The 6,236-nt window shown below is 72.3% G+C and carries 3 protein-coding genes and 4 pseudogenes; 5 read left to right on the plus strand and 2 right to left on the minus strand.

Annotated features, from left to right (window positions below; all coding sequences use genetic code 11):
- Together ACIQOV_RS22435 and ACIQOV_RS22440 are read left to right on the plus strand one after the other, a co-directional pair.
- Positions 1–362, plus strand: a pseudogene (locus tag ACIQOV_RS22435) (methyltransferase); the annotation flags it as partial.
- A gap of 40 nt (positions 363–402) precedes the next feature.
- Positions 403–1,377 (plus strand): hypothetical protein, encoded by a 975-nt coding sequence (locus ACIQOV_RS22440; protein WP_401051027.1) that lies wholly within the window; start codon positions 403–405, stop codon positions 1,375–1,377.
- Between the two features lie 203 nt (positions 1,378–1,580).
- Here the strand turns inward: ACIQOV_RS22440 and ACIQOV_RS22445 are convergent.
- Positions 1,581–1,930: pseudogene (locus ACIQOV_RS22445) on the minus strand (DUF5713 family protein).
- Between the two features lie 333 nt (positions 1,931–2,263).
- On the opposite strand from ACIQOV_RS22445, the pseudogene ACIQOV_RS22450 reads away from it, so the two are divergent.
- Positions 2,264–2,452 (plus strand): annotated as a pseudogene (locus ACIQOV_RS22450) (IS5/IS1182 family transposase); the annotation flags it as partial.
- 82 nt (positions 2,453–2,534) lie between these two features.
- On the opposite strand, the gene ACIQOV_RS22455 reads toward ACIQOV_RS22450, so the two are convergent.
- On the minus strand, positions 2,535–3,776 hold the full coding sequence (locus tag ACIQOV_RS22455; RefSeq protein ID WP_401051029.1) for a WD40 repeat domain-containing protein: 1,242 nt from the start codon (positions 3,774–3,776) through the stop codon (positions 2,535–2,537).
- Between the two features lie 761 nt (positions 3,777–4,537).
- Here ACIQOV_RS22455 and ACIQOV_RS22460 point away from each other — a divergent pair.
- Both ACIQOV_RS22460 and ACIQOV_RS22465 read left to right on the plus strand, forming a co-directional pair.
- A complete protein-coding gene (locus tag ACIQOV_RS22460) occupies positions 4,538–5,851 on the plus strand; it encodes an alpha/beta fold hydrolase (protein WP_401051031.1) in 1,314 nt (437 codons plus the stop codon).
- 46 nt (positions 5,852–5,897) lie between these two features.
- Positions 5,898–6,236: pseudogene (locus ACIQOV_RS22465) on the plus strand (hypothetical protein); the annotation flags it as partial.

The following is a 6,236-nucleotide window of genomic DNA, read 5'->3' on the forward strand; positions in this document are numbered from 1 at the left end:
CCCTCCTCCCCGGCGACGAACGCCCCACCCGCATCGACCCCGCCACCATCACCACCTGGACCGGCACCTGGGTCGCCCAACTCGCCGCCCCCTCCGCCGAACGCATCGGCGCCGGCGACCAACAGATCCTCATCGACCACGCCACCGGCTCCCACGCCCGCACCCAACCCGACGGCCACGGCGGATGGACCGTCGCCCAACGCGGCCCGCTGCGCCTGTGGGACCAGGTCGAGCACGCCATCGAGGCCTGGCAGGCGGCCGGCGCACCGCACCAGGACCACTTCGGCATCACCGTCACCGGCGACGGACAGCGGGTCTGGCTCGGCGACGAGGACGGACCCGGCTGGCGCCTACCGGTGTGATCGTGCTGCCTACGCGGAGCCCGTGCCAGAGGAGAGTGACGTGTCGGGAACGGAAGCAGCCTCGGTGCGGCAGCGCCTGGGACACTGGTGGCGGTTGGCCACGACGGCGCCCGGAGGGCCGGCCGCGCGCAAGCTCACCAATAGAGCACAGGGCGCACTCGACGCGGTGGCGTCCGGACGGCGGATCTCGACTGTGCTGCGGACCGAGGTCCGCTCCGCCCACGCGATGCTTCCGGTATTCAACTTCTCCGTGTTCGCGAGCGCGCTGGTCGCCCTCGCGGTGTTCGGCCTCGAAGTCAAGGTCGTGAAGCGAACGCACGTCATCGAGCAGCTCCTCGCGCTCCAGAGCACGATCTTCGCGATGCTGGCGGCATCGATCCTCTACAGCATGTACTTCGTCGCAGCACGGGTCGCCGTGTGGTGCGCGCACGAGGCGGCCAAGGCACTGACGGGCAGCAAGTGGAACCACTACCGGACACTCGAGCCGCTTCTGGAAGCACTGGCGGCGTGTGAGTCGCCCGATCGGGTCGGAGATCTGCCACGGCTGCTGCGTGGCAGTGAGCGGGCCGTTCGGCGCGCCCGCCTGCGGCGCGGAACGGTTCCCCGCCGCTCGCACCGCCAGGCCGCGCTCAAGGAGCACGCCGGCAAGGTGGTCGCCGCCCTCCGGACGGCCGAGGCGAGCCTGGACACGTATCCAGAACTCGCGCGGTGCGACTTGGCGGCCAAACTGCACTCCATCGCCGAGGCGTACGTGGAAGGCCGCTTGGGCGCCCTGCTACCGGAGTCCGACCTCGAGGGCGTCAAACCGTCGACCGAGTTCGAGACTCTGCGGCTGGCTGTCCTCGCGGTGACCCCACCCGCTTTGGCCTGGACGGCCGAATCTGTGGGTCTGACAGGGGGTGTACAGGTCCAGACGGTGGGCGCGGGGGTGCTGATCTCGGCAGTCGTGCTGTTCGGCCGACGGGCCGCGGACAAGGTGCAGCAGATCCGCTCGTTGAACAAGGACGGTCCGTAGACGTGTTCGTCAGCGGGCGCGGGGAGGACGATGGGGCGCCATTGCGGCGTACGGTGACCTGCGGCTGACCCCCACGAGCGCGGGGAGGACCGCTCGTCGGCCTTCAGTCGGCGGGCCTGGCGCGGCTGACCCCCGCACTCGCGGGGAGGACAGGTCGGCGCTCCGGCGGGCGGGGCCGACACCATGTCCCGCCTGCGACGGGGTCACCAGTTTCGGTCGGCGGCCAGCTTCTCCGTATCTGCGTCCGCGAACCCGTATGCCGTATGCCGATGCGACGAAGGAGAACTCGTCGCAGATCCATTCGCGCGCAACCGTCTCGCTCCCGCTCCCGGCCGCCATGAACTCCCTGTCCAGCAGGTTGAACTCCTCCGCCGCTGCCTGGGTGAGGGCATACAAGGCCTCGAGATCCGACGGCCGCTCTGCCTCGATGCGCTCACACAGTTGCAGCAGGATTGCCCTGCCCCGGTCGACCAAGGTGACCAGGGAAGTGCGAGTCGTCGAACATATCCCGCAGGAACGCGTGTCCCACTACCTGCTGGTTTGTGATCGGCATGAAGCTTTCCCATCTACACAAGAGCTGATGCGCCGATCGTGCACAGCACCGCTGACAACGACACCATCATGTAGCCCAGACCCTGCGCGACCAGGAGTTTCACAACAAGCCCTACCTGACCGAGAAGACGAGTTGGTGTCGGTCGGGCCGAGCTTTCAGTGGGCATCTTGATAGCGATCATCCGCTATGCGACCTTCGTTCATGTCCCGATTTAACCCGATATGCCGAGAAGGCGAGGTATGCCCTCGCAGGGGCAGCGAAAGCCAGAGTCCGTCTCATCCGCTTCTGGGCTCTGGGGTCCGTCTGGTTTGAAGAAGTCATAGAAACGCCCAACGGTGGCATGTCGAGCGGACCCACGCCTGGCAGAACGCCTTCCACCGTCTCGCCCGCTGCTTTGAGCGCCGCGCCGTCGTGATTGACGCGTTCTTCGACCTCGCGGACACGATCATCACCGTCCGCAGCCTCATTCGACGAGCCTGGACCACCCACCGCTGGCAGACACGTCCCCGCCGTCGCCCCTGAACATCAGCCCCTGAAGACCCCCACGTCCTCGGGGGACCGCCTCTCAAGTGGCTCGTACTGCGAGACGTTTGTGCGGGGCCGGTCAACGGCGGGCCAACACCGCGACCTCCCAGCCGAAGCCCACCACCAGCCGACCATCCGGCACCACGGCCACCGCGCAGACCCCCAGCGGGAACACCAGCTCCGGCCCGACCTGGTCGCCGGTGGTCAGGTCCCAGACCCGCACCGTGCCATCGTCGTCGCCGGTGACCGCGACGGGACGACCGTCGACCACCGCCGTCGCCACCGCGTTCACATCGCCAGCGTGGCCGGTGAGCGGCTCGCCGATCTGCTCGCGCGTGGTCAGGTCCCACACCCGTACGTGAGCGAAGCTGCTGGTGATCGCTACAGGGCGGCCATCGAGCACCGCTGTCGCCACTGCTCGCACCCCATTCTCGTTGCCGGTGGGCGGCTCGCCGATCAGCTCGTACGTGGTCAGGTCCCATACCTGCAGGGTCTCGTCGTGGCTGCCGGTGACTGCGACGTGACGGCCGTCGACCACCGCCGTCGCCACCGCGCACACCCAGCCGTCCTGGCCGGCGAGGTGTCGGCAGATCTGCCGGCCGGTGGTCAGATCCCACACCCGCACGGTCCGGTCAGAACTGCCGGTGACCGCGACGGGGCGGCCGTCGAGCACCGCCGTCGCCACCGCGTCCACCTCGCCGGTGTGGCCGGTGAGCGGCTCACCCACCTGGCCGCCTGAGGTCAGGTCCCACACCCGCACCATCCCGTCCTGACTGCCGGCGATCACGTGGGGACGGCCGTCCAGCACCGCCGTCGCCATCGCCCGCACCTTGTCGGTATGGCCGTTCACCGGCTCGCCGACCTGCTCGCCCGTGGCCAGATCCCACACCCGGAGCGTCCAGTCCTCGCCTCCGCTGACGATGCAGGGACGGCCTTCGATCGTTGTCGTGACCACCGACAACACCCAGCCGTCGTGACCGGTGAGCGGCTCGCCGATCTGCTTGCCCGTGGTCGGGTCCCATACCCGCACGGTCTCGTCGTGGCCACCGGTGACCGCCACGAGGTGGCCATCGACCACCGCCGTCGCCACCGCTCGCACCCCCTCCTCGTACGGCTCCACCGGTGCGCCGGAGTCGGCGACTGTGAGCGGCTCGCCGATCTGCTGGCGCGTGGTCAGGTCCCATACCCGCACGGTGTCGTCGTGGCCACCGGTGACCGCGACGGGACGGCCGTCGAGCACCGCCGTCGCCACCGAGTACACGTAAGAGGTGTGGCCGGTGAGGGGCTCGCCGATCTGCTCGTGCGTGGTCAGGTCCCACACCCGCACCGTGTGATCGCCGCCGCCGGTGGCCGGGTCAGGCCGGTGGGCCGCGAGCGTGCTCGATCGCGTGCTGGTGGTGCCGGGCCGGCGGGGCCGTCCCGTCGGCGGATGTGCCGTGTCTGGCCGTACCCGGTGGTGGGTCGTGCCATGCGGTGCTCGGTACCGGGTGGGTACCGGCGCGCCGCGCCTTCGTTCCGGGGCTCGCCGCCGTGCCCGGCACGCCGTCAGGTCCGGCGCCCCGGCCTGCCGGTGACACCCTTCCCCCGCGGCCCGCGCCCTCCGGGCCGTGCGGTCCCGTGGCGGCGGCCGGTCGTGGCGCCGCACGCGGTCACCCAGCGCTGCCGGTGCCCGGGCGGCCGGGTCCGCATCGCCCGGCGATCGGCCCGATCGGCCCGCCCGAACCGGGTGCAGGCCCCCGGGGGTGAACGCCGCGCACCGCCGCCAGGTCACGCCCCGCCGCTGCACCGCTGGTCAGGGCGGCTCGGCTCGGCGGTCGTACCACTTCCGTCGGATCGTCACCGGGGCCTCGCTGCGGGCACGTCACCGTCCACCCTCCGGGGCCGGCACCCACCGTCCGGGCCGCTGCCGGGGCCGGCTCGGGCCGTCCGCCGGTCGGGCTCGGCCGTCCGATCGGACGGGCGGGGCGGTCGAACCGGTGCTCGACCGCCGCCAGGATACGGTGCGGGGGTCGCGGCCCCCGCACCCGGTGATCCCGTGAACCGCGACGCCATCGCTGTGACCAGCAGAGACCGAGGAGTTGCATGTCCACCATCAGCCGGCTGCCCGGGATTGTCACGACCGACCACGTGTTCCAGCTGCCGCTCGACCACGCCGCCCCGCAGGGCGAGCAGATCGAGGTGTACGCCCGCGAGGTGGTGGCCACAGGCCGCGAGCGGGACGACCTGCCCTGGCTGGTCTTCCTCCAGGGCGGTCCCGGCGGCAAGGCCGCCCGCCCGCTCGGCCGGGACTCCTGGCTGGAGCGCGCTCTGGACGACTACCGGGTGCTGCTGCTCGACCAGCGCGGCACCGGGCGGTCCACCCCCGCGACCCGGCAGACCCTCGCCCGGCGCGGCGGCCCGCAGGAGCAGGCGGACTACCTGGCCCACTTCCGGGCGGACTCGATCGTCAGGGACGCCGAGCTGATCCGCGAGCGGCTGCTCGGCGCCGACCGGCGCTGGAGCGTGCTCGGCCAGAGCTTCGGCGGCTTCTGCACCCTCACCTACCTCTCCATCGCCCCCGAGGGCCTGACCGAGGCCTTCATCACCGGTGGCCTCGCCGGCCTCGGCAGTTCGGCCGACGACGTCTACCGCGCCGCCTACCCGCGGGTGGTCCGCAAGAACGAGGACCACTACGCCCGGTTCCCGCAGGACGTCCAGGCGGTGCGCCGGATCGCGGCCCACCTCGCCGACTCCCCCGCGACCCTGCCGGACGGCGGGCTGCTCACCGTCGAGGCGTTCCAGCTGCTCGGCCTGCTGCTCGGTGGTGGCAACGGGTCCGGCACGCTCCACTACCTGCTGGAGGAGGCCTGGGTGGAGGGCGCGGCCGGGCCCGAGCTCTCCGACACCTTCCTGGCCGGCGCCCAGGCCCAGCTCTCCTTCGCGGGCGGTCCGCTGTACGCGGTGCTGCACGAGTCGATCTACGGCCAGCGGTCGGTGGACCAGGGCGGCACCGCCTGGGCGGCCGAGCGGGTCCGCAAGGAGTTCCCGCAGTTCGACGCCCGGGCCGCGCTGGAGTCCGACGCGCCGGTGCTGTTCACCGGGGAGATGATCTACCCCTGGATGTTCGACACCGACCCGGCGCTGCGCCCGCTGAAGGAGACCGCGGACCTGCTCGCCGCCCGCACCGACTGGCCCGACCTGTACGACCGGGCGCGGCTGGCCGCCAACACCGTGCCGGTCGTGGCGGCGGTGTACCACGACGACATGTACGTGGACACCGCCGACTCGCTGGAGACCGCGCGCGCGGTGCGCGGCCTGCGGGCCTGGATCACCAACGAGTGGGAGCACGACGGCCTTCGGCTGAGCGGCGGCAAGGTGCTGGACCACCTGATCAGGATGGCGCGCGGCGAGGCGTAGCCGCCTGCGGGCCGGCGCCGCCGTGCCGCGCGGCTCAGTACGCACGATGGCTCCCCCTCCCCGCCCGCCGGACGCCCCGGCAGCGGTGGAGGCCGGTCCGGACCGCGGCGGGCGCGCACGCCGCGGCCCGGCCGAGCCGCAGGCCCCGGGCGGACCGCTCGCCGGCCGCCCGGGTGTGCCCGGGCTGATCGACCCGTCCGGGCGCCGGGAGCAGGGCGACCGCCCCGGCGGCGCCACCGCCCGGCTCCGTGCTGTCGGGGCCGTCGGGCGCGCCCGGCCCCGGATCGGCCGGTGCCGGTGCCGTGGACGAGCCCTTCCGGCGACCGCCCCGCCGATGCCGTCGGCCACCGGCGGACCGCCCGGGCCGTTCACCGGGAGCCGCACC

It is taken from the genome of Kitasatospora sp. NPDC091257 (assembly GCF_044757675.1).
Taxonomy (GTDB): Bacteria; Actinomycetota; Actinomycetes; order Streptomycetales; family Streptomycetaceae; genus Kitasatospora; species Kitasatospora lactacystinica.